Here is a 25,056-nt window from a genome sequence, read left to right as displayed (position 1 = left end):
ATTCACACCGAGATCGTGGCGCTACGAAAGGTTTTCCCGTGAATAATCTTGTTCTTGCCTCCTCATCCGCCGAGGCCGCTTCACTGGAAGCTGCCCGCACCCGGCTGGCGGAAGTCGCCGGAACGCTGGGCACTCTGAACGGCAATCTTGTGGCAGCAGCCGGCAACGCGTCAGCCGCCGAACTGGCCCAGTCCGACCAGGGCGCACTCGTAGATTTTGTCGAGAAGGAACTCATTCCCCTCTCCGGCGCCTTGGCAGGTGCCTTCCCGGAACATGGCGCCAGCACCGAGTCTCGGGTCCTGGCGAAGGTCGCCACGGGCCACAATGAGCGGATCGTGTCCGCAGCCAAGGCCCTGGAAGTCCAGGAAGCCCCGGTCAAGATGGTCAACGCGGGCGGCCGCCTGCTGGAAGCGGCCACGGCCTTCATCGCCGAGGCCACGGAGCTGATCCTGCCGGCACTGGCACAAAACACCGCTGTGTCCCTCGCAGACCTGCTGCCCAAGCCGGCCCCCGCAGAAGCCGGTGCACCGGGAGAAACCCAAACTCCGGCGTCGGGCGGCTGCGCCTGTGGCGGGCACGACGAGCCCGGCCTGGCCGAACTCGACACCCGCGTCATCCCGCACGCGATCCGCCACGCCACCATTTTCGGCGCACTGGAGGGCCTGAACACAGGCAAGGGCATCCTGCTGGTGGCCAACCACAACCCGCTGCCCCTGCTGGCCCAGCTGGAGCAGCGCTCGCCCGGCAAGTTCGAGGTCTCCTACGTGGAGGACGGCCCGGAGCTGTGGAAGCTGAGCATGGTCCGCAACTAGCTCCCACCGACCACGCACGCACCTACCCATGCAAAAATGACACCGATCCCGCTTTCTGAGGCCGATATCTCGGTGTCAGAAAGCGGGATCGGTGTCATTTCCCGTTGAAACAGCGGAACGCTACAGAGCGGCCTCAATCGCGGCCGTGGCGGCCGGATCGGAGTCGTTCAGGAACGTGGCGATCCGCTCAGCCTCATCAGCTTCGCCGATGGCACCCGCGGCACGGCCCAGCGCATAGAGCGCACGCAGGAATCCGCGGTTGCCCTCATGCGAGTACGGGACCTCGCCCACGCCGCGCCAGCCGTTGCGGCGGAGCGAGTCCAGGCCGCGGTGGTAGCCGGTGCGGGCATAGGCGTAGGACTCGATGGTGCGACCTTCGGCGAACGCCTCGTCGGCCAGGATGGCCCACAACAGCGAGGACGTCGGGTTCGCGGCGGCCAAATCAACGGCCTCGTCCCCGGCGTCCAGGCGGGCCTGGACCTCCTCCTCGGCCGGGAGCAGCGTGGGCTCCGGGCCGAGGAGGTTCTTGCGGAAATCGTCAGACATTTACTTGAACGTCTTGCCTGCGGAGCCGAGCTGCTGTGCAGCTTCAACAACGCGTGCCGCCAGGCCCTTTTCGGCCGAGGCGCCCCAGACGCGGGGGTCGTAGGTCTTCTTGTTGCCAACTTCGCCGTCGATCTTCAGGACGCCGTTGTAGTTGGTGAACATGTGGTCAACAACGGGACGCGTGTAGGCGTACTGGGTGTCGGTGTCGATGTTCATCTTGATGACGCCGTAGGAGACTGCGTCGGCAATTTCCTGCTCGGAGGAGCCGGAGCCGCCGTGGAACACGAGGTCGAACGGGTTTTCCTTGCCGATCTTGGCACCGACCGCGGCCTGGATTTCCTTCAGGATCTCCGGGCGCAGCTTGACGTTGCCGGCCTTGTACACGCCGTGCACGTTGCCGAAGGTCAGTGCGGTGATGTAGCGGCCGTGCTCGCCGGAGCCCAGGGCCTCAACCGTGGCCAGGCCGTCTTCGATCGTGGAGTACAGCTTGTCGTTGATGGCGTTTTCCACGCCGTCTTCCTCGCCGCCGACGGCGCCGATCTCAACTTCAAGGATCATCTTGGCAGCGTGCGTGCGGGCCAGCAGTTCGCGGCCGATGCGCAGGTTTTCCTCGAGGGTTTCGGCGGAGCCGTCCCACATGTGGGAGTTGAAGATCGGGTCGCGGCCGGCCTTGACCTCAGCCTCGGAGGCCTCGAGAAGGGGCAGCACGAAGCCGTCGAGCTTGTCCTTCGGGCAGTGGTCGGTGTGCAGTGCCACGTTGATCGGGTAGTTCTTGGCCACTTCGCGCGCGAATGCTGCGAAGCCCAGTGAACCGGCAACCATGTCCTTGACGCTGGCGCCGGACCAGTAGGCGCCGCCGCCGGTGGAGACCTGGATGATGCCGTCGGTGCCGGCGTCGGCGAAGCCCTGAAGGGTTGCGTTGAGGGTCTGCGATGACGTCACGTTGACGGCCGGGTAGGCGAATCCGCCAGCCTTGGCGCGGTCGATCATTTCGGCATACTTGTCCGGTGTTGCGATGGCCATTAAAAGCTCCTATGGGCTGAATGATACAAAGAGTCTGGCAACAGGCCAGCTCCCGCATGACTTCTCCCATTCTAGCGAGTGCGCCCAAAGTCTCGAAGAACATGAAGTTACCGCCCAGCCTTTGGACTTTCTTCCCTGCCCTTCCAGGCACGACGCCGGACACGTCACCTTGCGCGTCCGACCCGCCCCGGGCACCTTCCGCCTCCCGTCTATGACGCAGTTGTTGCATCAAATCCGCGGTAGAAAGCGCATTCCACGGCAACTACTGCGTCATAGACGAGCGGTGCAGTGTCAGTGCCAGCGGACACTGGCCGTGATATTCCCGGCTAACCCACTCGCTGGTTGAACACGTGCCGGCGGATCCAGGCGTGCATGGCAATTCCCGCGGCGGATGCGGCGTTGATGGAGCGGGTGGAGCCGAACTGTTCAATGGAGAGCGTGGTTTCCGCCGCAGCGTGGACCTCGTCGCTGAGCCCCGGCCCTTCCTGACCGAACACGAAGACGCAGTTGCGGGGCAGCTCGTAGGTCTCCAGCTGCTCCGAGTCCGGGAAGATGTCGATGCCGATGATCGCCAAGCCCTCGCCCTTCGCCCAGGTGACAAAGTCCTCAACCGTGGGGTGGTGGCGGACGTGCTGGTAGCGGTCGGTGACCATGGCGCCGCGCTTGTTCCACCGCCGCCGGCCAATGATGTGGACCTCCTTGGCGAGGAACGCGTTGGCGGTGCGCACCACGGTGCCGATGTTCATGTCATGCTGCCAGTTTTCAATGGCGACATGGAAGTCGTGGCGGCGCGTGTCCAGCTCGGCGACAATCGCCTCCATGGTCCAGTACCGGTACTCGTCCAGGACGTTGCGGCGGTCGCCGTTGGCCAGTAGTTCGGGGTCCCAGTGATCCCCCTCAGGCAGTTCGCCCTCCCATGGGCCGACGCCCACCTCGTGGTGCAATTCCGGGAATTCCGGGGTGTCTGGTGCGTCAGGGGCAGGGGTTTCACCGGTTGTAGTCACCATTCAACTTTACGCACTTCTGAACACACTTCTGGGCGGACGCGGTTTTCTGCAAGACTGGAACCCTGAACCATCACGAGGAGACCCATGAGCACCCAGATTGACCGCCAGCCCGCTGACATTGAATGCTGGCTCACCGACATGGACGGCGTCCTGGTCCACGAAAACAAGGCCGTCCCCGGTGCGGCCGAATTGATCCAGCGCTGGGTTGACACCTCCAAGCGCTTCCTGGTGCTGACCAACAACTCCATCTTCACCCCGCGCGACCTCGCCGCCCGCCTGAAGGCCTCCGGGTTGGAAGTCCCCGAGGAAAACCTGTGGACGTCGGCCCTGGCCACTGCCCAGTTCCTGAAGTCGCAGCTGCCCGGCGGGCGCGCCTTTGTCATCGGCGAGGCCGGATTGACGACGGCGCTGCACGAGGCCGGCTTCATCCTGACCGACCAGAAGCCCGACTACGTGGTGCTCGGCGAGACCCGCACCTACTCATTCGAGGCCATCACCCAGGCCATCCGCCTCATTGGCGACGGCGCACGCTTTATCTGCACCAACCCCGACGCCACAGGCCCGTCCCGCGAGGGCCCGCTGCCGGCCACCGGCGCCGTCGCCGCGCTCATCACCAAGGCCACGGGCCGCGAGCCGTACATCGTGGGCAAGCCGAACCCCATGATGTTCCGTTCCGCCATGAACCGCATCCAGGCCCATTCGGAAACCACCGCCATGATCGGGGACCGCATGGACACCGACATCATCGCGGGCATGGAAGCCGGGCTGCACACAGTCCTCGTCTACACGGGCATCACCCAGCCGGCCGACGTCGACGCCTACCCGTTCCGCCCCAACCAGGCGCTGAACTCGGTCGCCGACCTGCTCGACCACTTGTAGACCGTGGCCACCACCCGGCTGCTGGAACTGGCCGACGTCGCCGAACTTACGGAACTGCTGCGCCGGAACCGTGAGTTCCTGCGGCCGTGGGACCCGGTCCGAACCGACGAGTTCTTCACCGAGCCCGCGCAGCTTGGAATTGCCCGCACCCTTTTGGATGCGCACGACGCCGGCACGGCAGTTCCGCTGGTCATCCTCACCCGGGAGGGTGGTTTGGCCGGGCGGCTGAACCTCAACGGGGTTGTCCGCGGCGTGCTCCAGTCTGCCGCGATGGGCTACTGGGTCGGTGAGGCGTTCAACGGCTCCGGACTGGCCACTGCCGCCGTTGCCGAGGCGGTTGAGCTGGCCGCCGGCGGCCTTGGGCTGCACCGGCTCCAGGCCGAAACCCTGCTGCACAACTCCGCCTCGCAGCGTGTCCTGGCGAAGAACGGTTTCAGCAGGTACGGGCTGGCGCCAAAGTATCTCAAGATCGCCGGCCAGTGGCAGGACCACCTCATGTTCCAGCGGCTCCTGGAGCCCTGAGGTCCACGGCAACGGCCCCGTCCCGGGCTCGCGGGCTGCACACCTCCCGCCGGCGCTGGGAGCCGGAGTCCGGCGTCGAGCTTGAAAATGGCGGCCGTCACAGCCTTGGCTTGAAGGAATCGATGATGGCCGTCATGGACTCCCGGCTGGCGTCCCACTCGAACTGCAGCGCCTCGACGATGAACGTGTGGAGAACCCCGGTGTCGTCGATGGCCACCAGGTACTCCCCCTGGATAGGCCCGGAGATGGTCATGCACCCGTAGCCGTAGCGGAAGCCGTACATGTGGTCCCGCTCGAGGATGGACGGCCGTTCGGTGTAGGCAAAGTCCTGCACACACCCGAACCCGCTGGTGCTGCGCTGCTCGACCAGGCGGTCTTGCGGCAGTTGCAGCTGGCTGCGGAGCCCCAGGTCTAGGATCTCGTGGATCTGCTGCTGCGTGGGCTGCTGCACCAGCGGCTTTTCGGCCGTGTAAGACAGCAGCGCGGTGCCATCCAGGAAACGGTTCAATGCCACGAATTCCTCCGCAGGAACTGTGCCGTCACTGTTGACGGTGGTGAATTCCTCGCCTCCCTGCACCCACCCCTCGGGGTATTGAAAAGACGCCATGGCGGTAGCGGAGTCGACCATGGGCACCCTTCCACGGCTGCCGAATCCGAAGGTGCCGGCGCTGGTGGCGGCCTTGGCGTCGGAGCCGGCCACCGGGCGGGAGTTGACTCCGCTGGACGAGCCGGCGACACCCAGCGCGACGCCTGCGATGAGCGCAAACACCAGCAGGCCGGTGCCCGCCAGCAGCCAGGGCAGTGCGCCCTTCTTCATGCGGGCCGGCCCGCGGGGCCCCTTGGATTCAGGCTGGCCCTGCGGTGGCGGTTGTAGTGACATGGCGGTTCCCCTCCATCAAGGCGGGTCCAAATCGCCCGCCACAATGTCAGGCTAGTGTTCGGCGCAGACCGCGTTGGCGGAGAACCTGCCCCGATATGGCCGTTCTGCCGCGTAAATCCGGGCCCGGCCGATGGTTATCCACACCCCCAAAAGGAACGGTCAGGAACCGAGTTTTCCGCCGGATGCCTCGAGGTAGCAGCTGCCGCACAGCGATTCGTACCAGACTTCGGCCCCCTCGATGGCGACCTGGTCGCCGTCGAAAACAATCTCGCTGCCCACCCGGCGGGTGTTGAACATGGCCTTGCGCCCGCAGCGGCAAATGGTCTTGAGCTCCTCCAGCGAGTGGGCGATTTCCAGCAGGCGGGCGGCGCCGGGGAAGGCGCGGGTGCGGAAGTCGGTGCGCAGCCCGTAGGCCAGGACGGGGACGCCGTCGAGCACTGCGATGCGGAACAAGTCGTCGACCTGGGCCGGGTCCAGGAATTGGGCTTCGTCCACGAGCAGGCACGCCACCGGCGCCATGTCCATGTGCTTGAGCAGCGCGTCGGGGTCGTCGCCGCGCACCTGGGCGGCGAACAGGTCCCGCGCGTTGGCGCCAGGCGGGATCAGGAAGTCCACCTCGCGGCTCACGCCCAGCCGGGACACGATGGACGTCTCGCCCTTCGTGTCCACGCCGGGCTTGGCCAGCAGCACCCGCTGGCCGCGTTCCTCATAGTTGAACGCGGCCTGCAGCAGGCCCGTTGACTTGCCGGAATTCATGGCGCCGTGGCGAAAATACAGCTTCGACAAAACAGGCCTTTCAAATGGTGGCTGGGCCCGGCGGAGTCCTCCTGCGCAGTCACGCGCCGGGTTTCAGCCCGAGCTTGCGAGGATCAATGCAGCGCGGTGGGCCCACACGCCCGAGGGCCCCGCCGCGAGTTTGCGAGCGGAGGGAAGGCGTGGAGGCTATGAAAGGCCGAGCTCGTCCTTGCCGAAGATGAACAGGTAGGGCACGTTGGCTTCGGCTTCGATGCGCTCCTTGGCGCCGGTGTCGCGGTCCACGATGACGGCCACGGCCTGAATGTTGCCGCCTGCCTTGCGCACGCCCTCGACGGCGGTCAGCGCGGAGCCGCCGGTGGTGGAGGTGTCCTCCAGGACAACAACCTTGCGACCGTCAACGCCGGGGCCCTCGACCTGGCGGCCCATGCCGTAGGACTTCTGCGCCTTGCGCACGACAAACGCGTCAATGGCGCGGCCGGCATCCCCTGCAGCATGCATCAGCGCCGTGCCGACCGGGTCTGCACCCATGGTCAAGCCGCCGGCAGTCTCAAAGTCAATGCCGGCGTCGTCCAGCATGGCCAGCATGACCCGGCCGGCGAGGCGCGAGGCCTCGTGGTGGAGCGTGATGCGGCGCAAGTCGATGTAGTAGTCGGCCTCCTTGCCGGAGGAGAGGATCACCTTGCCGCGGACAACGGCGAGTTCCTTTACCAGTTCAAGGAGGCGGGCACGGTCGGCAGCGAGAGTCGAAGTCATGGGTTCCATTCTAACGGCGGCCCGCCACCGTGCGGCGCGAAACACGGGACCGCAGCACGGCGACGGGCGTACCATCACACCATGGGAACTGAAGTCAGCGACTACTTGAACCAATTCGACGGCGGCGAGCGCGCCGCGATGGAACACGTGTATGCGGTTGGCCGGGAGCTCGCGCCAGAGGCGGTGGAAGGCACCAGCTACGGCATGGCCGCGCTGGTCTACCGCGGCAAGGGCCTCATCGCAACGGTGCGGGGCCGGAACTTCCTGTCGGTCTACCCCTTTAGCGGCGTGGTGGTCGCCAACAATCTCGACGTGCTGGACGGTTTTGAAACAACCACCGGCAGCATCCACTACTCGGCGGACCACCAGCTGCCGGATGCCGCACTGCGGCGCATCATCGAGGCCCGGCGTGAGGAGAACGACGCGAAAACCCGGTAGCCGGTCCGAAACATGCCGGACACCTGCACCGGCTACCCTAGTCCCATGCGCGAATTACAGGGACAGATCATTGCAGAGCTTGGCGTAAAGCCCACGATTGACCCGGCGGCGGAAATCACGCGGCGGGTGCAATTCCTGAAGGACTACCTCAAGGCCACGGGGACGGGCGGCTTTGTGCTGGGCATCAGCGGCGGGCTCGATTCCACGCTGGCCGGGCGGCTGGCGCAGCTTGCCGTGGAGGAACTGGCCGAGGAGGGCATCGAGGCGAACTTCATTGCCGTGCGCCTGCCGTACGGGGTACAGCATGACGAGGACGATGCCCAGGCTGCAATGAAGTTCATCAACGCCAAGACGGAGTGGACGTTCAACATCGCACCGGCGGTGGACGGCTTTGAGTCGGAGTTCGCCAAGACGGCCACGAAAGATGTCACTGATTTCAACAAGGGCAACATCAAGGCCCGCTCCCGCATGATCGCCCAGTACGCCCTGGCCGGGCAGGAGAACCTGCTGGTGATTGGCACAGACCACGCCGCGGAATCCGTCACCGGCTTCTTCACGAAATTTGGCGACGGCGGGGCCGACATCCTGCCGCTGTTTACCCTCAACAAACGTCAGAACCGGGCCTTGCTCAAGGAACTTGGCGCCACCGAGCAGTTGTGGGCGAAAGTCCCCACGGCCGACCTGCTTGACGGCGTGCCCGGGCGCACCGACGAGGACGAGCTCGGCATCACCTACGACGAGATCGACGACTACCTCGAGGGCCGCGATGTCAGCGACGCAGCGGCTGAGGGCATTGAGCACCGTTTCCTGCGCAGCCGGCACAAGCGCACCACGCCCGTCTCGCTCCTCGACAACTGGTGGCGCTGACCTCGGCCTGCACTGCTCACCGCCGGAGGCGGCCCCTGTGCCGGCGCACGGCCCATTTCCCAGGCCCCGGCGTATATTCAAGGTAGACCCAGCACCGCAACGACGCGACAAAGGTGGAGACCATGAATGTCACCGAACAATTCCGCAACGCCCGCAACCAGCTGCTGGAGATGCGCCTGGACAACGCCCGGGCCCAGCATGAATTTGTTTGGCCCCGCTTCACCGAGTTCAACTTTGCCTTGGACTGGATCGATGCGATCGCCGAGGACCCCGACAAAGGCGGCACCCCCGCCCTGGTGATCGTGGAGCAGGACGGCACGGCCACCCGGCGCACGTTCCTGGATCTCTCCCGCCGCTCCAACCAGGTCGCCAACTGGCTCCGTGGCGAGGGCATCCGGCGCGGCGACCACATCATCATCATGCTCGGCAACCAGGTCGAGCTGTGGGAGCTGATGCTGGCCTGCATGAAGCTCGGAGTCGTCATGATCCCCACCACCACCATGATGGGCCCGGCAGACCTCCGCGACCGTGTGGAGCGCGGGCAGGCCCGCTGGGTCGCCGCCCGGGAAGAGGATATGGCCAAGTTCGCCAGCGTCCCCGGGAACTACCAGCTGGTGGGCATCGGGCTGCAGGGCGGGGCCGCCAACACCGGCGCCCACGCCACTGTCGCCGCCACCCGGTCCGTCCTGAACTATGCCGCCTCCGACACCGCCCCGGAACATTTCACCCCGGACGCGCCCACCCGCGCGGATGAAACCATGCTGCTCTATTTCACCTCCGGCACCACGTCCAAGGCCAAGCTCGTGGAGCACACGCACACGTCATACCCTGTGGGCCACCTCTCCACCATGTTCTGGATCGGTCTGGAACCGGGCGACGTCCACCTCAACGTCGCCTCCCCCGGCTGGGCCAAGCATGCCTGGTCCAACGTGTTCACTCCCTGGATCGCCGAGGCCTGCGTGTTCATCTACAACTACACGCGCTTCGACGCCGCCGCCCTCATGGCCCAGATGGACGCCGAGCACGTGACAAGCTTCTGCGCACCGCCCACCGTCTGGCGCATGCTCATCCAGGCCGACCTCACGCTCCTGAAGACCCCGCCCACGAAGGTCGTTTCCGCCGGCGAGCCGCTCAACGCCGAGGTCATCGGCCAGGTGGAGCGTGCCTGGGGCCAGCTGATCCGCGACGGCTTCGGCCAGACGGAGACCACGGTCCAGGTTGCCAACACGCCCGGCCAGCCCATCAAGATCGGTTCCATGGGCCGCCCGCTCCCGGGTTACGACGTCGTCCTTTTGGATTTGGTCACCGGTGAGGAGAAGGACGACGGCGAGCTTTGCCTGCGCTTGGACCCCGCCCCCGTGGGGCTTACCAAGGGCTACTACGGGGATCCTGGAAAGACTGCCGAGGCCTTCCGCGGCGGCTACTACCACACGGGTGACGTGGCCAGCCGGGACGAGAACGGCATCCTGACCTACGTGGGCCGCAGCGACGATGTCTTCAAGTCCTCCGACTACCGGCTCTCCCCCTTCGAGCTGGAGAGCGTGCTGATCGAGCACCCGGCCGTGGCGGAGGCAGCCGTGGTTCCGTCGCCGGATGCGCTGCGGCTCAGCGTACCCAAGGCATACATCGTGCTGGCCGCCGCCTACGAACCCAGCGACAAGCTGGCCGGGGAGATCTTTGCGTATTGCCGCGAACACCTGCCCGCCTACAAGCGCATCCGCCGGCTGGAGTTCGCGGAGCTGCCCAAGACCATCTCCGGCAAGATCCGCCGCGTGGAGCTGCGCGCCAACGAAAAGGCACGCCATGGCGGCACCGGTGCGGAAGCACCCGCGGGCAAGGAATACAAGGACTCCGACTTCCCCACCACCCCCACCCCTTGACCAGGGACACTCTCGTTAACCCAGGACGCTGTCGCGGCAATGGCTGCTTTTCGTCGAACGCTATCGCACAGTATGCGATAGCGTTCGACGAAATTCTGGCCATTGCTGCGACAGCGTTGGATGTGGAACGGGCGAAAAGTGATGCCGCGTTTCAGGAGGGTTACGCGGTCAGGGAGTCCACGTAGTCCTGGTTTTCGGCGATCCAGTTCTTGACGACCTCCGTGTAGTCGTCGGTCTTTTCACCGTTGAACATGACGTTCTCCAGCGAGTGGAGCGTGTCGGAGTCCATCTTGAAGTTCTTCAGCCAGCCGTCGAGCGTCGGGAAGTCCTTGTCGAAGTCCAGGCGGGAGAAGCTGTGGATGCCCTCGGCCTCGCCGAGCAGGCCCTTGGGGTCCTTCAGGTCCTTCACGGGGAACGCGTCGTAGGCCCAGTGCGGGCGCCACAGCGTGACCACGATGTTCTCGCCCTTGCTGGTGGCCGTCTTCAGCTCGGAGAGCATGGCCGGGGTGGAGGAGGTGATGTATTCCATCTTGTCCAGGCCGTAGCCGGGGATGACGTCGTCGGTGGTGACTTCGGTCAGGCCGGCCCCAGGCTCAATGCCGATGATCTTGTTGCCAAACTTGTCTGCGTTGGCAGCCAGGTCCTCGAGCGAGTCGATGGGGGCGTCGGCGTTGACGGCGATGGTCAGCTTGGCGTCGCTGTTCCAGGCGCCCAGGTCGACCATCTTGTCGCCGTATTCCTCGATGTAGGACTTGTGCGTGATGGGCAGCCAGGTGTCCAGCACCACGTCGTAGTCGCCGGAGGACAGGCCCGAGTAAACCGGTGCAGCGTCCGCGTACTCGAGCTTGACGTTGTAGCCCTCCTCGGTGAGGATCGCCTTCCACAGTTCGGAAGCCGCCACGCCTTCGTCCCAGCCGTTGAAGACAACAACCTTGAGGTCCTTCTTGTCACCGTTCTCCACGGTGGCTGCGGCGTCGGAGCCGGAACCGCAGGCGGTCAGGCCCAGTGCCAGCGTTGCGGCCATGGCCACTGCCCCAAAAAACTTCTTCTTCATGATGCATTCCTTTCATTGGCTGCCCTGCGTTCACGGCTGCCGGGATTGGTTTGTAAAACTGTGCGGACGCGGATTAGGCGTCCTGGAGGACCTTGCTCTTCGAGTTGACGCCAAAGCTGGCCGTCACCCGGTCAAGGAAAATTGCCAGGATGACGACGGCGATGCCCGCCTCGAATCCCATCCCGGCGTCAATGCGGTTGAGCGCCTTGACGATCTCGGCGCCCAGACCGGGTGCGCCCACCATGCCGGCGATGACCACCATGGACAGGGCCAGCATGATGACCTGGTTGATGCCGGCCATGATGGTGGGCCGGGCCAGCGGCAGCTGGATCTGGAACAGGATGCGTGAGGGGCTGGAGCCGAAGGCGTGCCCGGCCTCCACCACTTCCTTGTCCACGCCGCGGATGCCCAGCTCGGTGAAGCGCACGCCGGGCGCCATGGCGAAGATGATCGTGGCGATGATGCCCGGCACCACTCCCACGCGGAACATGACGAGGGCCGGGATCAGGTACACCATGGCCGGCATCGTCTGCATGAAGTCCAGGATGGGCCGGATGATCGACGACGCGCGGTCCGAGCTCGCCGCCCAGATGCCCAGCGGCAGGCTGATGGCGACGGCCACGACGGTGCCGATGGTGACCAGCGCCAGGGAGTGCATGGCGTTGTCCCACTGGTTCACGCCCACCACGACGGCGAAGCCCAGCAAAGTGCCGACACCCAGCTTCCAGCCGCTCGCCCACCAGGCGATGGCGGCGAACACCACGATCACGGCCCAGTATGGCGGGGTGGTCAGCAGCCAGTCGAGCCCGTCATAGGCGCCCACCAGCACATTGCGGATGTAGAGGAAGACCGCGTCGAAGGTGGACGTGAGCCAGTCAAGGCCCACTTCCACCCAGTCGCCAAGCGGGATCCTAAAAAGCGGTTCCACTATGCGTCTCCTTCGGTCTTCGCCAGCGCGGCGGTGACAACTTGTTCGGGGATGGGTGCCACGGCCGCATCAACCACGGGGAATTCACCCGTCGTTGACGGGACGTTGCCCAAGGCGGCCAGCAGCGTGACTCTCGGCAAGGCACCCACCAGCCGTCCGGCGTCGTCCACCACAGGCAGCGGGATGGGGCTCTCCACGGCACGGCCAAAGAGGTCGTTCAGGGCCGTGTCCGGACTGACCGGGTCGATGCTCTTGCGGATGACCGCGTTGAGGTCGGAGCTGTGCGCCTCGACCTGCTTCATGACGTCGCGGTCGCGGACGGTGCCCAGGTAATTGCGGCGGCGGTCGACGACGAACGCGGCCGACACCTGCAGGTCGCGCATGGTGCGCAGGGCGTTGCGAGGGCCTCCGGAGAGGTTGACGACGGCGAGCGGCGGTTCCATGACGCCGCCGGCGGTGAGCACCCGGGTCCTGTCCACGTCCTGCACAAACTGGGCCACGTAGTCGTTGGCCGGGCTGGTGAGGATCTCATCCGGGGTGCCGATCTGGACAATTTCACCGTCGCGCATGACGGCGATGCGGTCGCCCAGGAACATGGCCTCGTTGAGGTCGTGGGTGATGAAAATGATGGTTTTTTCCAGCTCGGACTGCAGCAGCACCAGCTGTTCCTGCATTTCGCGGCGGATCAGCGGATCCAGTGCGGAAAAGGCCTCATCCATGAGCAGGATGTCGGTTTCGGCGCAGAGGGCGCGGGCAAGGCCCACACGCTGCTGCATGCCGCCGGAGAGCTCGCCGGGGAACTTTGCGCCCCAGCCTTCCAGGCCCACGAGGCTGAGGATCTTCTCGGCCCGGGCCAGTCGTTCGGCCTTCGCAACACCCTGGACCTGCAGGGCGTAGGCGGCGTTTTCCACGACGGTGCGGTGTGGCATCAAGGCAAAGTGCTGGAACACCATGGAGATTTTCTCCTGGCGGACGCGCCGCAGTTCCTTGTCGCTGATCTTGGAAATATCAGTGCCGCCCACCACCACGGAACCCTCGGTGGGTGCCCACAGGCCGTTGAGTGTGCGGATCAGGGTGGACTTGCCGGAGCCGGAGAGGCCCATGACCACAAAGATCTCGCCCTTCTTGACCTCAAAGGAGGCATCGATGACAGCGGCGGTTCCGAGTGCGGAAAGTTCGCTGCGCTTCTTGCCGCCCTTCAGGCGCTTGATGACTTCGGCGGGGCGCTTGCCAAAGACCTTGTAGAGGTGGCTGACGCTCAGGGCAATGTCGCCGGCCGGGGTTGTCCCGGATTGCTGTGCCCCGGGTCGGTTTGCCGCATCCTTGTGGTCAAGGACCGGCAGCGCGCCACTTTTAGGCGCGGAGTTGTTCATGGATTCGTACACGTAGTACCCATCTACGCGGCGGCCGGGCGCCCAGATGTGGCGGGTTGGCCCAACGTTCGCGATTGGTGTGCTCGTGCTGCAGGCGTTGTTACGCGTCAAACTCTTCGCTCCCCCGCACGCCCCGGCCGGGGCAGCAAGGAAAGACGGTTTTGCCTGTCCAGGCAAAAATCGGGAAGCTATCCCTACCGCCAGTTCGACGGCCTGTGTCTGGCTGTCCCGCATGTACGAACTACGATTCGTCGTAATCCCCACACAATGGGACAGTTGCCCGCAGGCTTGTCGGTCTACTGGTTCACGCCCCACGCTAACAGAGCCAATTTCGCGGAGAGCGCAATCTTAGCCATTCGGCACCCTGCGGCGGCGGGTGCATTTACGATCTGGCGCCGCGGGCACTGGGAAGGGCAGGCGTTACCCTTTTGTAACCCTGGGCAACGTCATTTGGCAGCCAGGGCAGCCGTGCTGGTGTCTCTGCCCACACATGGACACCTGTTGCGGCGGGCGCCGCCGTTGCCTCGGCGGGTTAACTTGATAGCTTGGGTACGTGAAGATTGCTACCTGGAATGTGAACTCGCTGCGTGCCCGTGCCGACCGTGTGGAGGACTGGCTGCGCCGGACCGATGCCGATGTCCTGGCCATCCAAGAAACCAAGTGCAAGGACGAGAACTTCCCCTGGGAGCTCTTTGAAAACAACGGCTACGAGGTGGCCCACTTTGGCTTCAGCCAGTGGAACGGCGTGGCCATCGCCTCCCGTGTGGGGCTGGAGGATGTGGAACGCACATTCGTCAACCAGCCCGCATTTGGCAAGGGCGGCAAGGACCCCGTCCAGGAGGCACGCGCCATCGCAGCCACCTGCAACGGCGTGCGCATTTGGAGCCTCTACGTGCCCAACGGCCGCGCCCTGGACGACGAACACATGCCCTACAAGCTGCAGTGGCTCGACGAGCTCAAGAACCAGGCCGCGGGCTGGCTGGCGGAAGACCCCAACGCCCAGATCGCCCTCATGGGCGACTTCAACATCGCCCCGCAGGACGACGATGTCTGGGACATCGACTACTTCCGCACCCAGGGCCTGACCCACGTCAGCGAACCCGAGCGGGCAGCGTTCTCGGCGTTTGAGGCGGCGGGCTTCTCCGACGTCGTCCGCCCCCAGCACCCCGGCCCGGGCGTCTACACCTACTGGGACTACACGCAGCTGCGCTTCCCCAAGAAGGAGGGCATGCGCATCGACTTCGTGCTGGCCTCCCCCGCACTCGCGGCCCGCGTGGACGCGACCGAAATCGACCGTGAGGAACGCAAGGGCAAGGGCGCGTCTGACCACGCCCCGGTCATTGTGGAATTGGGCTGATCCATGGCATCCGGGTTGTATCTGGGCGGCGTGCAACTCCCTTTCGTGTCCAGCCTGCGCGTGTACTTGCCCCGCACGGCATATACCAAGGCCGAGTTCGCCCACATCGAAAGCCTGATCGATCCCGGCCAGGACCCCGTCAGTGTTGACGCCAGCGAGCTGGCCGAGTCCCTGGAACGCGTCAGCCTCACCGCCGCACGCCCGCTGCCGACGCCGGACGCGGACAAGGTGCGCACCCTCACCCTCGATGGGGGCGAGGGTGAGCTGTATGCCCCGAACCAGGCGGTGGCCCGGTCAATTGCCGGTGCAGCGGAGCTTCTCGCCGGCAACATGGAGCAGCTCGCAACCATGGTGCTGAGCCAGGAGCAGTGGGCTGCGCAGCTCGAACAGGCCACGGCCACGCCGGCACTGGACATGCCGCTGCAGACCCGCTCGTCCACGTGGGGCATACCCTTCAGCTGGTTCACGCTGGTGTATGCGAATGACCGCATGGAAGTGGTGGAGGCGAACGGCAGGATCCTGACGGTGCGCATCCAGGTGCCGCTGTCCACCGCGGTTGGCCGCGCCGAACGGATGCTGCGCATGCTGGCCGCGATGGCGCCGGACCTTGACCTCTTTGAGGAGTTGGAGGACCTGGGCCGCTGGCTGGCCGCGTTTGGCGAGGACGGCGTGGTGGAACTTGACTACGGACCCGTCGCCAACCGGGTCCACCCCGACGACTCCCCCGCCGACGTCCACATGGGCCTGCAGTGCCTGGCGGACGGCGACTTTACCGGTGCGGCCGCGGCATACCGCCGCCTGGCAAACCGGTGGATGCCCATCCGCCAACTGGCCCGCGCCAACTAGTCCCCACGTCCTCCCTCCGCTCGCAAGCTCACGAGGGAACCCTCGGACGCGTGGCCCCATCCACGTCCTCCCTCCGCTCGCAAGCTCACGAGGGAACCCTCGGACGCGTGGCCCCATCCACATCCTCCCTCCGCTCGCAAGCTCACGAGGGAACCCTCGGACGCGCGGGCCCACCCGCACAAGGTTCAGGCCGGACGCTTTGGCGGGGGCGCAGTGGTGCTGCGGACCACCAGCTCGAAGGGCATGATGGTCTCCTGCACGGCTGCCGGGGATCCGTTGAGTTCAGCCAGCACCATGGCCGCCGCCGCCCTGCCCTGCTCCACCGGCTTTTGTGCCACGGTGGTCAGGCCTGCGGGCTCGGAAAACTCGTGGTCGTCGATGCCCACCACGGACAGCTCTTGCGGGATCCTGATGCCGCGCCGCTGGGCCTCAAACATGGCGCCCAAGGCCATTTCGTCCGATCCGCAAAACAGTGCAGTTGGCTTGTCGCCGGGCAGGTCAAAAATCCTGGCCGCCGCCCGCGCGCCGTCGGCAATGGTGAAGTCCCCCGGTACCAGCCATTCGGGTCGCAGCTCCAGCCCGGCCCGCACCATGGTGTTCCTGAAGGCCACGCTGCGGAGCCCCGGAACCTTGAAATTGTGTTCGTCCTGCGCCGCGCCATGCAGGTAGCCGATGTGCCGGTGGCCAAGCCCGATCAGGTGCTCGACGGCTGCTGCTGCTGCGGCGGTGTCGTCGATGTGAACCCCCGCGCAGCCGTCCACGGGACCGCCGACGGCCATGAGCGGAATGTCCGTGCGCTGCAGCTGGAGCAGTTCTTCGTCGGAAAGCCACAGGGTCAGCACCAGGAGCGCGTCAATCTGCTTGCGGACCATGCTCTCGGTGAAGCTGCGCCGGCGTCCCGGGCTGTAGCCGCCCAGGCTGAAAAGCAGCAGGTTGTAGCCGTTTTCCCGCAGCACCTGGTCGATGCCTTCGATGGCGTGGCCGAAATACCAGCGGTCGACATAGGGAACCATGACGCCCACGGTGCGGGTGCGGCCCGTGGCAAGCCCGCTTGCCGAGGGCGAGGCCACATAGCCGAGGTCCCTTGCGGCAGCAAGGACGCGGGCCCGGGTCTCGGGACTCACCCGGGGCAGGCCGCGCAGGGCGCGTGAAACTGTTGCCGTGGACACACCTGCCCGAAGGGCAACATCGTCAATGCCTGCTCCCATGTGTGCGATTCCCCCTCTGTCCGCCTGGAACTACTGCCGGCGCCTGCTGCGTCGTTCCGGAAGTTTCCGGCGAAGGCGGATCATGAACCACAGGCCCAGGCAGACCAGCAACAATCCTAGTGCCCAGACCAGCGCCGGCTGCCCGGTCAGCTCCATCCACACGGTGACCCCGAACAGCAGCGCCGCCCAGAAGCCAAGGAAGCCGATGATGATGTCAAAGTCCTCCCCGCTCTTTTGGCGCGAGGTGGGGATGTGCAGGCCGTTGGGGCCCTCGGGCTGCTTCGGGGTGGCACGTTCCGGCGTCACTTGACCGCTCCCGCCGTCAGGCCTGCGACGATCTTGCGCTGGAAGATGAGAACCAGCACAACCAGCGGGATCGTGACCACCGTGCCGGCGGCCATGACGGCCGTGTACGGCTCCTGGTGAGGCTGGGAACCGGCGAAGCTGGCAATGGCAACGGTCACGGTTTGGGTGGCGTCGCTGGAGAGGATGCTGGCAATCAGGTACTCGTTCCACGCCGCAATGAACGCGAGGATGGCCGTGGTGAACACCGCAGGGGCGGCCAGGGGAAGGATGACCTTGCGGAACGCCTGCCCTGCAGTGCAGCCGTCAATGCGGGCTGCTTCTTCCAGTTCCCAGGGCATTTCCCTGAAGAACGACGTCAAGGTGTAGACGGTCAGCGGCAGCACGAAGGAAATGTTCGGGATGATCAGCGCCTGGTAGGTGCCCGTCCAGTTGATGTTGGTGAACAGCTGGAACAGCGGTGTCACGATGGCCACGCCCGGGAACATCGAGGCGCCCAGGACCACGCCCAGCACCAGAAACTTGCCGCGGAAATTGAGCCGGGCCAGGGCGTAGGCGGCGAACACGCCAAACAAGAGTGCCACAACGGTGGTGACCCCGGAGATGAACAGCGAGTTCAGCAGCGCCCTGTCCAGATGGTTGCCCATCTCGGACGAAAACGCCGTGGCGAAGTTGTCCCAGGTGACGTGCGTGAAGAACGGGGTGGGGTCAAAGGTGTAGCCAACGTCCCGGAACGCCGTGACCACCATCCAGTAGAACGGCAGCAGGCACCAGATGACAATGATGGCGGCGCTGATGTAGGTGCGCCCGCTGGCCCACCGTTCTCGGCGCCGGGCCACGCCCTTGGCGGCGGCCGCATGCGCCGCGGCCGTTTGCGTCATGGTGCTCATTTAAGTTTCCCCTTTGCCCCGCCACTGGCGGTTTCAACGGCGTTGGCCCCGAGGAACCGGACGAAGATGAACGCCACGATGAAGATGATGATGAAGGTGATGGTGGACAGGGCGGCCGCCGAGTTGAAGCCGATGCGGATCTGGTTCACCACCAGGATGGACAGCGTTGTGGTGCCGTTGGCGCCGCCAGTCATGATGGCGGGCAGGTCGTACATGCGCAGCGCGTCCAGCGTGCGGAAGAGGATGGCCACCATGAGCGCCGGTTTCACCAGCGGCAGGGTGATCAGCCTGAACCGCTGCCAGGCCGTGGCCCCGTCCACCTTGGCCGCCTCGTAGATGTCGGCCGGGATCATTTGCAGCCCGGCGAGGATCAACAGGGCCATGAACGGCGTGGTTTTCCATACATCGGCAATGATGATGGCGGTGCGCGCCGACCCTCGCTGCCCGTCCAAAGGATGGAGGTGTTGAACAGTGTGTTGGCGATGCCGTCGAAGGCAAAGATGAAGAACCACAATTTGGCTGTCACAGCTGTCGGGATGGCCCAGGGGACGAGGACGGCGGCCCGCAGGACGCTGCGCCCCTTGAAGGCCCGGGCCATGATGACGGCCATCCAAAAGCCGAGGATGGTCTCAAAGAAGACAGTCACCACGGTGAAGAAGAAGGTCACTCCGGTGGAGGACCAAAACTGTGCACCGAGGGTTCCGGGCGGGCAGCTGACGGTTTCCCCGCCGGGCCCCGTGCACTGTTGGAACAGCCAGTGCGTGTAGTTGGCCAGTCCGGCGAACCCCCCGGCGACGAAGGTTCCCGTTACCGGATCCAGGCCCTCGTCGTGTTCCAGGGACATAATGATGGCGTTGACTACCGGGTAGAGAATCACGACGGCCAGGACCACCAGCGTTGGCACGATCAGCAGTGCCGCCAGCCTGCCCTGGGTCTTTTCCTTCCGATCCATGCCCACTTCCTTGCTGCCGCCCCTGCCACCGCCGGGCCTGGGCACCGCGGTTTCTGGTTTGGCCTGCGGGTCCACGTTTGCGGACATGCCCGCCCCTTTCATCGTTCAAGCTTGTCGAAACGGTCCATGCCCGGTGCCGGCATCCTCATCGGATGCCGGCACCGGATACAACCGTTACTTGGACACTGTGGTGTTGATGGCCGCTTCCATGTCGGTCAGGGCCTGGTCCACGGTCTTGGTGCCCTGCAGAGCAGCGAAGCTGTTCTGCTGGATGGCCTGCGTGACTGCCGGGTAGAACGGCGTCACGGGGCGCGGGACGGCGTTCAGGATCGAGGTCTTCAGGACCGGCAGGTACGGCAGCTTGGCGACCAGGTCGGCGTCGTCATACAGGGATTCAAGCACTGGTGCGAGGGAGCCCTGGGTGGCGTAGAACTTCTGCGTTTCCTCCGTGGTCATGAAGGCCAGGAAGTCCTTGGCCGTGGCCTTGTTCTTGGAGTACACGCTGATGCCGAGGTTGTGTCCGCCAAGGGTCGAAGCACCAGGGCCGTCCTTGCCGGGCAGCGGGGCTATGCCGAAGGTGTCCTTGACCGTGGATGATCCGTCCGTCTTGGCCAGGTTGTACACATACGGCCAGTTGCGCAGGAACATCAGCTTGCCGGCTTCAAAGGACTGGCGTCCCTGCTCTTCCTGGTAGGTCAGTGCCTGCTTGGGGATGTTGCCGTCCTTGTAGGCGTCAACGAGGTTTTGCAGTCCGGCCTTGGCCTCCGGTGAATTCACCGTGGCCTTGCCGTCCTTGTCGACGATTGACCCACCCTGGCTGTTGATGGCCTCGGACACGTTGACCGTCAGGCCCTCGTACTGGGCGAACTGGCCTGCGTAGCAGTCAATGCCCTTCTCCTTCGCGATGGAGCACATCCCCATCATCTCGTCCCACGTCTTCGGCGGCGTGGGCACCAGATCCTTGCGGTAGTACAGCATGCCGCCGTCGGAGGTCTGCGGAAGCGTGTAGAGCACGTCCTTGTAGGTTCCGGTCTGGACTGTGGCCGGCAGCATGCCGTCGGTGGATACCGCCATGGTGTCCTTGAGTGGCTGCAGCCATCCCTTGGCGGCAAACTCCGCCGTCCAGATCACGTCCACGCTGGCCACGTCGTAGTCGACGTTTTTGGCCTGGAAGTTCTTCACAAGGTCGTCGTGCTGCTGGTCGGCGTTGTCGGACTGCTCCTTGAACGTGACCTTTTCATCAGGGTGGGCGGCATTCCACTTGTCCACGAGCGGACGCACGACGTTGGAGTTGTCCTTGCCCTGGACGTAGGTGATGGGCCCCCGGCCGTCAAGGTTTGCCGACGCGTCGCCTCCGCCGCCGCCACCGCCCGTTCCGCCACTGCAGGCCGACAGCACCATGGCCAGCACCGCTCCGGTCGCCAGCGGCAACAGCATTCTATTCGTCTTCATTCCCATGCCCATGCTCCTAAATTCAATGATTTCTGGTCGCGGCACGCTCTTTTGCAAGAGGTGCTTTTGAGTGGTGAAAATCACACTATCGGCACGGAGGTGGGTGTGCAAGCGCTTGCATACATTCGTTACCAATTGTTTAGGAACGCCAAGGGGCGGCGGCCGCCTTTTTTGGCAGCCACCGCCCCTTGGTTGTTGTGCCCGAAGGCCCTTTGCTACTTGCCGCCCTTGAAGAAACCGGAGATTTTGGCACCAAGACCCTTGGCGTGCTCCGCGGCATCGCCGGCGAAGTCTTTCAGGTTCTCAGTGGCGTCCCCGGCAAAATCCTTCAGGTTCTCTGTGGCATCGCCGGCAAATTCCTTCAGATTTTCGACGGTGTCACCGGCAAAATCCTTGACGTTGTCAGCGGCGTCGCCGGCAACGGCCTTGGCCTTTTCGCCTGCATCGGCTGCGAAGTCCTTCACGTTGTCCACCGCATCGGCGGCAAAGTCCTTGACGTTGTCCACCGCATCGGCAGCGACATGCTTGGCCTTGTCGGCTGCTTCTGCGGCGTTGTCGGCCAGGTTGTCGGCATTGTTCTCAGTCATGTTGCCTTCCTTGTTGCATTGTTGGCCCCCGGCAAAAGCACCAAAGGGCGGTGGTGAAACGAGACTAGCGGACTCTTTCGGCTTTGGTGAAGCGTGAGCGTGCCGCCGCGCCGATGCTCAGGAGCACAGGGACTTCCACCCCCAGCAGCTCATCCAGTGCGGCAACGAGTTCCCCCACGTCCTCCGCGACAGCGTGCGGTGCCACGCCCTGGCGCGGCAGCACCCTGACCTTGAGCGCGGTCTCATTGTTGAAGTCATAACTCGTCACGGAAACCCCCAGCAGGTCCTTCCGCTCCAGAAGGGCGCTTTTCAATGCCTGCTCGGCCACGGCGGAACTGAGCTTGACCACTCCGGCGGCACCGTCGTCGTCAGCAGTTCCCGCCCGGGCAACCAGCGTGTTGGCGCGGCCCTTGCCTTGGTTGGCAATCCAGGTGACCATAAGGACCACAACCAGGACGAAGTAGGCGGCAGCTGCGAGCCAAATCCAGCTCTGCCCGGTGACAATCAGCCGGGAGCGCTGTTCATAGTCCACGAGCCAGTCCACCTGCGCGCCGGCGTAGTCCTGCCACCAGTGTGCGATGGCCGGGACCGTGGCGATCAGCACCAGTCCGACACCGACAGCGAGCATCAGAAGGCCAGCAAGGGCCAGAAGCGTCCTGTTAAGGACTCGGGGTGTGCCGTTCATACGCCAATCACCCCGCTGTCGGCAAGCTTCACCGTGACGGTTGGCGCCGGATCTAGCAACATCGAGGCCAATTCCGCCTCTACGGCGTCCTTGATGCCCTCCTCGGAGAGCCGGATGCCTGAGGTGGGGCGGATGCTGACCTGCACGGCGCGGGCAGACACAGTCACCATGACCTGTTCGCGGGTGACCCCGGCAGCCATCCGGGCGATGCGGGCCAGGCCGGAGGCGATGACCTCGTCCTCGACAACAATGGCGACCCGGGGGTCGTCGATGACGTGGCGGGCGCGGCGGCCCGGAAGCAGGCCGCTACCAAGGAAGACCGCACCAACCAGTGCCAGCAGCACCCCGGCCGCGACGAGCAGCACGGGCTGGACGCCGCCGGGCAGCTCCGCCACCCAGCGGGCGAAGGTGAGGGGGTCCACCAGCCAGGTGGGCTCGCCCAAGCCTGCCAGGAGCAGTTCCAGCACGCAGTAAATGGCGATCAGGGCGGCCACGATGGCTGTGGCAACGGCGAGCAGAGACCGGGCCGAGCGGGTTTCCCGGCGCAGCACCTTCTGCATGAAGACTGTCATAGCACCCGCCCGTCGTCGCGTGGAATCACACCGGAAATCCTGATGTCCACACGGCTGAGCACCGAGCCCGTCAGATACTCGACCTGTTCCAGTATCTGCGCCTTGGCGGCCGTGGCCCGGGCCATGATGCTTCCCCCGCTGATGGCGACGCGGCCGGGGTTCCGGCGGACCGCCTGGAGCGAGGGGGCGCCAATGGCTGAGGTGATGGCCAGGGCCAGTTCGCCGGCCTCATCCGACCAGCTCACACGCACCTGGCCCGGTTCGACCGCCAAGACGTCGGCGGCCGCAACCTTCGCCACCGAGGTCAAGGCCTGGGTGCTGATGCGGTTGTGCCCGGCCAGCCCGGCCGAACCCGCACTGGTGCCCTGGAGCCCGGTTGCGGGAGCCTGATCCACCGGATCCTCCGTCACGACGAAGAGCGCCGTCCGGTCAGGGCGTCAAGCACGCCCCGCCAGTCAAGGCGACCGCTCGCGGCACGGCCGACAAAGGCGCCGACCGCAATGAAAATGGCCGAGACCAGGAAGCCCCAAAATCCAAAGGCAAACCCCATGAATGCCAGAAAGGCTCCAAAGGCTGCGCACACTACGCTGAGATTCATGGGGTCTCCCCTGTTTGTGTCGGGCCGGTCGGGCCGGTTGCGGGCGGTGCCGGGACTTTCTGGAACGGCAGTGCTTCGGCGGCTGCCGCGTCCGGTTCCACCGCGCCCTGCTGGCCGCCCGCTGGCTTGGCCGCGGTGCTGAACCGGTCGGCGAGCCGCGCGCGGGAGGTCGGCTTTTCGGTGTCGGGGGCGGGGATGAACACGTCTGTGATCTCAATGTTCACTTCGATGACGTCCCGGCCCACCAGGTTTTCCACTGCCGAGTAGATGGCTGCCCGGACGATGTTGGCCAGCGTCTGCAGCGGGTAGCCGTATTCGGCGGTCAGGACAATGTCCACGGCAACCTGCGACTCGCCCACTTCCACCCGCACGCCCTGGGTGAGGTCGGTGGCACCCACCACTTCCCGAATGGCGCCGATGGACCGCGAGGCACCCGACCCCAGCGCATGGACCCCGTCCACGCCACGCACTGCCATGCCGACCACCTTGGCCACGGCCGTCTCGGCAATGACCGTGCGGCCTTGGGTGTCGTCCGCGCCGCCGGGCGGCGGAACGGCTGATGCAAGATTGTGCGAGTCCATGGACGCACCCTTTCTGTTGCTCCTACGGTAAGCCTATGTACAGCGTAGTTGAGCGGCAACGCCGGTTTGAGTTTTGGCGCGTTGCCCAGCCTTGCATGACGTGGGCTGGCCTCGGGGCCGCCTGCAGAGGGTGCCTCCGATGACACGCCCGGGCCCTACACACATTCTGGCCGCTAACCCTGCCTCGGCGTTGTTTCCGGGCAAAAAGAAAGACCCCTTATTTCTAAGGGGTCTTGCTGGTGGCTCCGACCGGCGTCGATCCGGTGACCTTTCGATTTTCAGTCGAACGCTCTACCAACTGAGCTACAGAGCCTTGGTGATCTGAAAATCTCGTCACCAGACTTTCCTAACGTTTAGGAAAACCAAGCGACCCTGACGGGACTCGAACCCGCGACCTCCGCCGTGACAGGGCGGCGCGCTAACCAACTGCGCTACAGGGCCATACGTTTACTGCATTTGTTGCTTTCACCCTCCCGGGTGATTTTCACGAGTTATAGCGTACCAGCATTTTTCTTGCCGGTTTACCACTCTCTCGAGAAGTACCCCCAACGGGATTCGAACCCGTGCCGCCGCCGTGAAAGGGCGGTGTCCTAGGCCGCTAGACGATGGGGGCCTAAGTCGCCTTCAATCCTCGGTGCAGTTTCCAGCGCCTTGGTTCGAAGCGGACTTCAAAAACTATAGGGCCTATTTGCCCAGAACACAAAACGGGCCGCCGTCCCTGCCAGTGGGCCAGCCGCTGAAACCGCCCATGAACCCTGATTTCGGGCCAAAATCCCGCATGGACACGCCATTTTTGCCGCATCTCACTAGGCTGGAGGCATGCAAGTGAATCCGTTGGCATCCATCCCGTCGTTTGGCCCGTTCCGCATGACCGAGGCGGAATTTGACGACGCCGTCCAGGCCGCCATCGCTGCCATCCCTGCGGATCTGCGCGCCGAAATGGACAATGTGGCGATCTTCACAGCGGACGACTACGTCCCCGGCCCCGGCGAGGACCCCGACACCGTGCTCCTGGGCCTCTACGAGGGCACCCCGCTGACCGAACGCGACTCCTGGTGGGCCTCAGGCTCCCTGCCCGACCGCATCACCATCTTCCGCGAGCCGATTCTGGAGATCTGCCACAGCCGCGAGGAGGTCATTCGGGAAATCACGGTGACGGTGGTGCATGAAATCGCCCACCATTTCGGCATCGGCGACGACCGGCTGCACGAACTTGGCTGGGGATAAATGACACGAATGTGATTCATGTGGCCTGTGTTGCGGATGTTGCCAAAGGTGCGGGTGGGCCGTAATGTCGGCTTCAGCTG

General features: G+C 64.9%; 28 protein-coding genes, 3 tRNA genes and 1 pseudogene. 9 read left to right on the top strand and 23 right to left on the bottom strand.

The window, feature by feature from the left end:
• Positions 1-38: 38 nt before the first annotated feature.
• A complete protein-coding gene (locus tag JOF48_RS20020) occupies positions 39-812 on the top strand; it encodes a DUF2249 domain-containing protein (RefSeq protein WP_342591202.1) in 774 nt (257 codons plus the stop codon).
• A 120-nt stretch (positions 813-932) separates the two neighbouring features.
• On the opposite strand, the gene JOF48_RS08880 is transcribed toward JOF48_RS20020, so the two are convergent.
• The 3 genes from JOF48_RS08880 to JOF48_RS08870 all read right to left on the bottom strand — a co-directional run bounded on the left by JOF48_RS08880 (position 933) and on the right by JOF48_RS08870 (position 3,388).
• Complete coding sequence (locus tag JOF48_RS08880) at positions 933-1,358, bottom strand: DUF3151 domain-containing protein (RefSeq protein WP_209679767.1); 426 nt, start codon at positions 1,356-1,358, stop codon at positions 933-935.
• Complete coding sequence (gene fbaA, locus JOF48_RS08875) at positions 1,359-2,381, bottom strand: class II fructose-bisphosphate aldolase (RefSeq protein ID WP_209679765.1); 1,023 nt, start codon at positions 2,379-2,381, stop codon at positions 1,359-1,361.
• A 326-nt stretch (positions 2,382-2,707) separates the two neighbouring features.
• Complete coding sequence (locus tag JOF48_RS08870; RefSeq protein WP_209679763.1) at positions 2,708-3,388, bottom strand: TrmH family RNA methyltransferase; 681 nt, start codon at positions 3,386-3,388, stop codon at positions 2,708-2,710.
• An 84-nt stretch (positions 3,389-3,472) separates the two neighbouring features.
• On the opposite strand from JOF48_RS08870, the gene JOF48_RS08865 reads away from it, so the two are divergent.
• Together JOF48_RS08865 and JOF48_RS08860 are read left to right on the top strand one after the other, a co-directional pair.
• Entirely contained in the window at positions 3,473-4,267 is a 795-nt protein-coding gene (locus JOF48_RS08865; protein WP_209679760.1) for an HAD-IIA family hydrolase, read from the top strand.
• A 3-nt stretch (positions 4,268-4,270) separates the two neighbouring features.
• The gene (locus JOF48_RS08860; RefSeq protein ID WP_209679757.1) at positions 4,271-4,789 is read left to right on the top strand and encodes a GNAT family N-acetyltransferase; all 519 of its coding nucleotides are present in this window, start codon (positions 4,271-4,273) and stop codon (positions 4,787-4,789) included.
• 97 nt (positions 4,790-4,886) lie between these two features.
• Here JOF48_RS08860 and JOF48_RS08855 read toward each other — a convergent pair whose 3' ends face one another.
• From JOF48_RS08855 to pyrE, 3 genes are all read right to left on the bottom strand, one after another.
• The gene (locus JOF48_RS08855) at positions 4,887-5,669 is read right to left on the bottom strand and encodes a hypothetical protein (RefSeq protein WP_209679754.1); all 783 of its coding nucleotides are present in this window, start codon (positions 5,667-5,669) and stop codon (positions 4,887-4,889) included.
• Positions 5,670-5,828: 159 nt separating this feature from the next.
• A complete protein-coding gene (locus tag JOF48_RS08850; RefSeq protein ID WP_209679752.1) occupies positions 5,829-6,455 on the bottom strand; it encodes a thymidine kinase in 627 nt (208 codons plus the stop codon).
• A 156-nt stretch (positions 6,456-6,611) separates the two neighbouring features.
• Complete coding sequence (pyrE, locus tag JOF48_RS08845; protein WP_209679749.1) at positions 6,612-7,178, bottom strand: orotate phosphoribosyltransferase; 567 nt, start codon at positions 7,176-7,178, stop codon at positions 6,612-6,614.
• 81 nt (positions 7,179-7,259) lie between these two features.
• On the opposite strand from pyrE, the gene JOF48_RS08840 reads away from it, so the two are divergent.
• The 3 genes from JOF48_RS08840 to JOF48_RS08830 all read left to right on the top strand — a co-directional run bounded on the left by JOF48_RS08840 (position 7,260) and on the right by JOF48_RS08830 (position 10,363).
• Entirely contained in the window at positions 7,260-7,616 is a 357-nt protein-coding gene (locus JOF48_RS08840; protein WP_209679746.1) for an iron chaperone, read from the top strand.
• A 45-nt stretch (positions 7,617-7,661) separates the two neighbouring features.
• The gene (nadE, locus tag JOF48_RS08835; protein WP_209679743.1) at positions 7,662-8,483 is read left to right on the top strand and encodes an ammonia-dependent NAD(+) synthetase; all 822 of its coding nucleotides are present in this window, start codon (positions 7,662-7,664) and stop codon (positions 8,481-8,483) included.
• Between the two features lie 122 nt (positions 8,484-8,605).
• On the top strand, positions 8,606-10,363 hold the full coding sequence (locus JOF48_RS08830) for an AMP-binding protein (RefSeq protein ID WP_209679729.1): 1,758 nt from the start codon (positions 8,606-8,608) through the stop codon (positions 10,361-10,363).
• Between the two features lie 160 nt (positions 10,364-10,523).
• On the opposite strand, the gene JOF48_RS08825 is transcribed toward JOF48_RS08830, so the two are convergent.
• From JOF48_RS08825 to JOF48_RS08815, 3 genes are all read right to left on the bottom strand, one after another.
• The gene (locus JOF48_RS08825) at positions 10,524-11,417 is read right to left on the bottom strand and encodes a glycine betaine ABC transporter substrate-binding protein (protein ID WP_209679727.1); all 894 of its coding nucleotides are present in this window, start codon (positions 11,415-11,417) and stop codon (positions 10,524-10,526) included.
• Between the two features lie 73 nt (positions 11,418-11,490).
• The gene (locus JOF48_RS08820; RefSeq protein WP_209679726.1) at positions 11,491-12,345 is read right to left on the bottom strand and encodes an ABC transporter permease; all 855 of its coding nucleotides are present in this window, start codon (positions 12,343-12,345) and stop codon (positions 11,491-11,493) included.
• Entirely contained in the window at positions 12,345-13,730 is a 1,386-nt protein-coding gene (locus JOF48_RS08815; protein ID WP_425353710.1) for a quaternary amine ABC transporter ATP-binding protein, read from the bottom strand. The genes JOF48_RS08820 and JOF48_RS08815 overlap by 1 nt, the downstream gene beginning before the upstream one ends.
• Positions 13,731-14,271: 541 nt before the next feature.
• Here JOF48_RS08815 and JOF48_RS08810 point away from each other — a divergent pair.
• A complete protein-coding gene (locus JOF48_RS08810) occupies positions 14,272-15,075 on the top strand; it encodes an exodeoxyribonuclease III (protein WP_209679724.1) in 804 nt (267 codons plus the stop codon).
• Positions 15,076-15,078: 3 nt separating this feature from the next.
• Positions 15,079-15,921 carry a DUF8083 family protein gene (locus tag JOF48_RS08805; protein WP_209679721.1) on the top strand — a complete coding sequence of 281 codons (843 nt, stop codon included), beginning with the start codon at positions 15,079-15,081 and terminating at the stop codon, positions 15,919-15,921.
• A gap of 185 nt (positions 15,922-16,106) precedes the next feature.
• Here the strand turns inward: JOF48_RS08805 and JOF48_RS08800 are convergent, their stop codons facing one another.
• The 14 genes and pseudogenes from JOF48_RS08800 to JOF48_RS08735 all read right to left on the bottom strand — a co-directional run bounded on the left by JOF48_RS08800 (position 16,107) and on the right by JOF48_RS08735 (position 24,362).
• Positions 16,107-17,129 carry a LacI family DNA-binding transcriptional regulator gene (locus tag JOF48_RS08800; protein WP_209679718.1) on the bottom strand — a complete coding sequence of 341 codons (1,023 nt, stop codon included), beginning with the start codon at positions 17,127-17,129 and terminating at the stop codon, positions 16,107-16,109.
• Positions 17,130-17,159: 30 nt separating this feature from the next.
• Positions 17,160-17,387: a hypothetical protein gene (locus JOF48_RS08795; RefSeq protein WP_209684353.1), complete on the bottom strand. Its 228-nt coding sequence runs from the start codon at positions 17,385-17,387 to the stop codon at positions 17,160-17,162.
• Positions 17,388-17,431: 44 nt separating this feature from the next.
• Positions 17,432-18,322, bottom strand: coding sequence for a carbohydrate ABC transporter permease (locus tag JOF48_RS08790; protein WP_209679715.1), 891 nt, complete (start codon positions 18,320-18,322; stop codon positions 17,432-17,434).
• Positions 18,319-19,361 (bottom strand): annotated as a pseudogene (locus tag JOF48_RS08785) (carbohydrate ABC transporter permease). The gene JOF48_RS08790 and the pseudogene JOF48_RS08785 overlap by 4 nt, the downstream one beginning before the upstream one ends.
• 87 nt (positions 19,362-19,448) lie before the next feature.
• Complete coding sequence (locus tag JOF48_RS08780; protein WP_209679712.1) at positions 19,449-20,726, bottom strand: ABC transporter substrate-binding protein; 1,278 nt, start codon at positions 20,724-20,726, stop codon at positions 19,449-19,451.
• 215 nt (positions 20,727-20,941) lie between these two features.
• Positions 20,942-21,313, bottom strand: coding sequence for a hypothetical protein (locus JOF48_RS08775; protein ID WP_209679709.1), 372 nt, complete (start codon positions 21,311-21,313; stop codon positions 20,942-20,944).
• Positions 21,314-21,377: 64 nt separating this feature from the next.
• On the bottom strand, positions 21,378-21,998 hold the full coding sequence (locus tag JOF48_RS08770) for a hypothetical protein (RefSeq protein WP_209679706.1): 621 nt from the start codon (positions 21,996-21,998) through the stop codon (positions 21,378-21,380).
• On the bottom strand, positions 21,995-22,570 hold the full coding sequence (locus JOF48_RS08765) for a hypothetical protein (protein ID WP_209679704.1): 576 nt from the start codon (positions 22,568-22,570) through the stop codon (positions 21,995-21,997). Before JOF48_RS08765 ends, JOF48_RS08770 begins: the two co-directional genes overlap by 4 nt.
• A complete protein-coding gene (locus tag JOF48_RS08760; RefSeq protein WP_342591201.1) occupies positions 22,567-22,980 on the bottom strand; it encodes a hypothetical protein in 414 nt (137 codons plus the stop codon). The genes JOF48_RS08765 and JOF48_RS08760 overlap by 4 nt, the downstream gene beginning before the upstream one ends.
• On the bottom strand, positions 22,977-23,168 hold the full coding sequence (locus JOF48_RS08755; RefSeq protein WP_209679702.1) for a hypothetical protein: 192 nt from the start codon (positions 23,166-23,168) through the stop codon (positions 22,977-22,979). The genes JOF48_RS08760 and JOF48_RS08755 overlap by 4 nt, the downstream gene beginning before the upstream one ends.
• The gene (locus JOF48_RS08750) at positions 23,165-23,749 is read right to left on the bottom strand and encodes an Asp23/Gls24 family envelope stress response protein (RefSeq protein WP_209679700.1); all 585 of its coding nucleotides are present in this window, start codon (positions 23,747-23,749) and stop codon (positions 23,165-23,167) included. Before JOF48_RS08750 ends, JOF48_RS08755 begins: the two co-directional genes overlap by 4 nt.
• A 237-nt stretch (positions 23,750-23,986) precedes the next feature.
• A tRNA-Phe gene (locus JOF48_RS08745) sits at positions 23,987-24,062 on the bottom strand.
• A gap of 54 nt (positions 24,063-24,116) precedes the next feature.
• A tRNA-Asp gene (locus tag JOF48_RS08740) sits at positions 24,117-24,190 on the bottom strand.
• Between the two features lie 99 nt (positions 24,191-24,289).
• Positions 24,290-24,362: transfer RNA gene (locus JOF48_RS08735), tRNA-Glu, on the bottom strand.
• A gap of 206 nt (positions 24,363-24,568) precedes the next feature.
• Between JOF48_RS08735 and JOF48_RS08730 the strand changes: the two genes are divergently transcribed.
• Complete coding sequence (locus JOF48_RS08730; RefSeq protein WP_245346463.1) at positions 24,569-24,976, top strand: metallopeptidase family protein; 408 nt, start codon at positions 24,569-24,571, stop codon at positions 24,974-24,976.
• The last annotated feature ends 80 nt before the right edge of the window (positions 24,977-25,056 follow it).

The sequence above is a fragment of the Arthrobacter stackebrandtii genome (genome assembly GCF_017876675.1).
Lineage (GTDB): Bacteria > Actinomycetota > Actinomycetes > Actinomycetales > Micrococcaceae > Specibacter > Specibacter stackebrandtii.
This window is presented reverse-complemented; position numbering and strand designations above follow the sequence as displayed.

Coding starts and splice junctions, on each gene's coding strand:
- nadE (WP_209679743.1), top strand. CDS start 7,662: ATGCGCGAATTACAGGGACAGATCATTGCAGAGCTTGGCGTAAAGCCC.
- JOF48_RS08775 (WP_209679709.1), bottom strand. CDS start 21,313: ATGACTGAGAACAATGCCGACAACCTGGCCGACAACGCCGCAGAAGCA.
- JOF48_RS08790 (WP_209679715.1), bottom strand. CDS start 18,322: ATGAGCACCATGACGCAAACGGCCGCGGCGCATGCGGCCGCCGCCAAG.
- JOF48_RS08770 (WP_209679706.1), bottom strand. CDS start 21,998: ATGAACGGCACACCCCGAGTCCTTAACAGGACGCTTCTGGCCCTTGCT.
- JOF48_RS08750 (WP_209679700.1), bottom strand. CDS start 23,749: ATGGACTCGCACAATCTTGCATCAGCCGTTCCGCCGCCCGGCGGCGCG.
- fbaA (WP_209679765.1), bottom strand. CDS start 2,381: ATGGCCATCGCAACACCGGACAAGTATGCCGAAATGATCGACCGCGCC.
- JOF48_RS08800 (WP_209679718.1), bottom strand. CDS start 17,129: ATGGGAGCAGGCATTGACGATGTTGCCCTTCGGGCAGGTGTGTCCACG.
- JOF48_RS08840 (WP_209679746.1), top strand. CDS start 7,260: ATGGGAACTGAAGTCAGCGACTACTTGAACCAATTCGACGGCGGCGAG.
- JOF48_RS08755 (WP_209679702.1), bottom strand. CDS start 23,168: ATGAATCTCAGCGTAGTGTGCGCAGCCTTTGGAGCCTTTCTGGCATTC.
- JOF48_RS08805 (WP_209679721.1), top strand. CDS start 15,079: ATGGCATCCGGGTTGTATCTGGGCGGCGTGCAACTCCCTTTCGTGTCC.
- JOF48_RS08855 (WP_209679754.1), bottom strand. CDS start 5,669: ATGTCACTACAACCGCCACCGCAGGGCCAGCCTGAATCCAAGGGGCCC.
- JOF48_RS08825 (WP_209679727.1), bottom strand. CDS start 11,417: ATGAAGAAGAAGTTTTTTGGGGCAGTGGCCATGGCCGCAACGCTGGCA.
- JOF48_RS08730 (WP_245346463.1), top strand. CDS start 24,569: ATGCAAGTGAATCCGTTGGCATCCATCCCGTCGTTTGGCCCGTTCCGC.
- JOF48_RS08870 (WP_209679763.1), bottom strand. CDS start 3,388: ATGGTGACTACAACCGGTGAAACCCCTGCCCCTGACGCACCAGACACC.
- JOF48_RS08880 (WP_209679767.1), bottom strand. CDS start 1,358: ATGTCTGACGATTTCCGCAAGAACCTCCTCGGCCCGGAGCCCACGCTG.
- pyrE (WP_209679749.1), bottom strand. CDS start 7,178: ATGACTTCGACTCTCGCTGCCGACCGTGCCCGCCTCCTTGAACTGGTA.
- JOF48_RS08765 (WP_209679704.1), bottom strand. CDS start 22,570: ATGACAGTCTTCATGCAGAAGGTGCTGCGCCGGGAAACCCGCTCGGCC.
- JOF48_RS08830 (WP_209679729.1), top strand. CDS start 8,606: ATGAATGTCACCGAACAATTCCGCAACGCCCGCAACCAGCTGCTGGAG.
- JOF48_RS08865 (WP_209679760.1), top strand. CDS start 3,473: ATGAGCACCCAGATTGACCGCCAGCCCGCTGACATTGAATGCTGGCTC.
- JOF48_RS08780 (WP_209679712.1), bottom strand. CDS start 20,726: ATGAAGACGAATAGAATGCTGTTGCCGCTGGCGACCGGAGCGGTGCTG.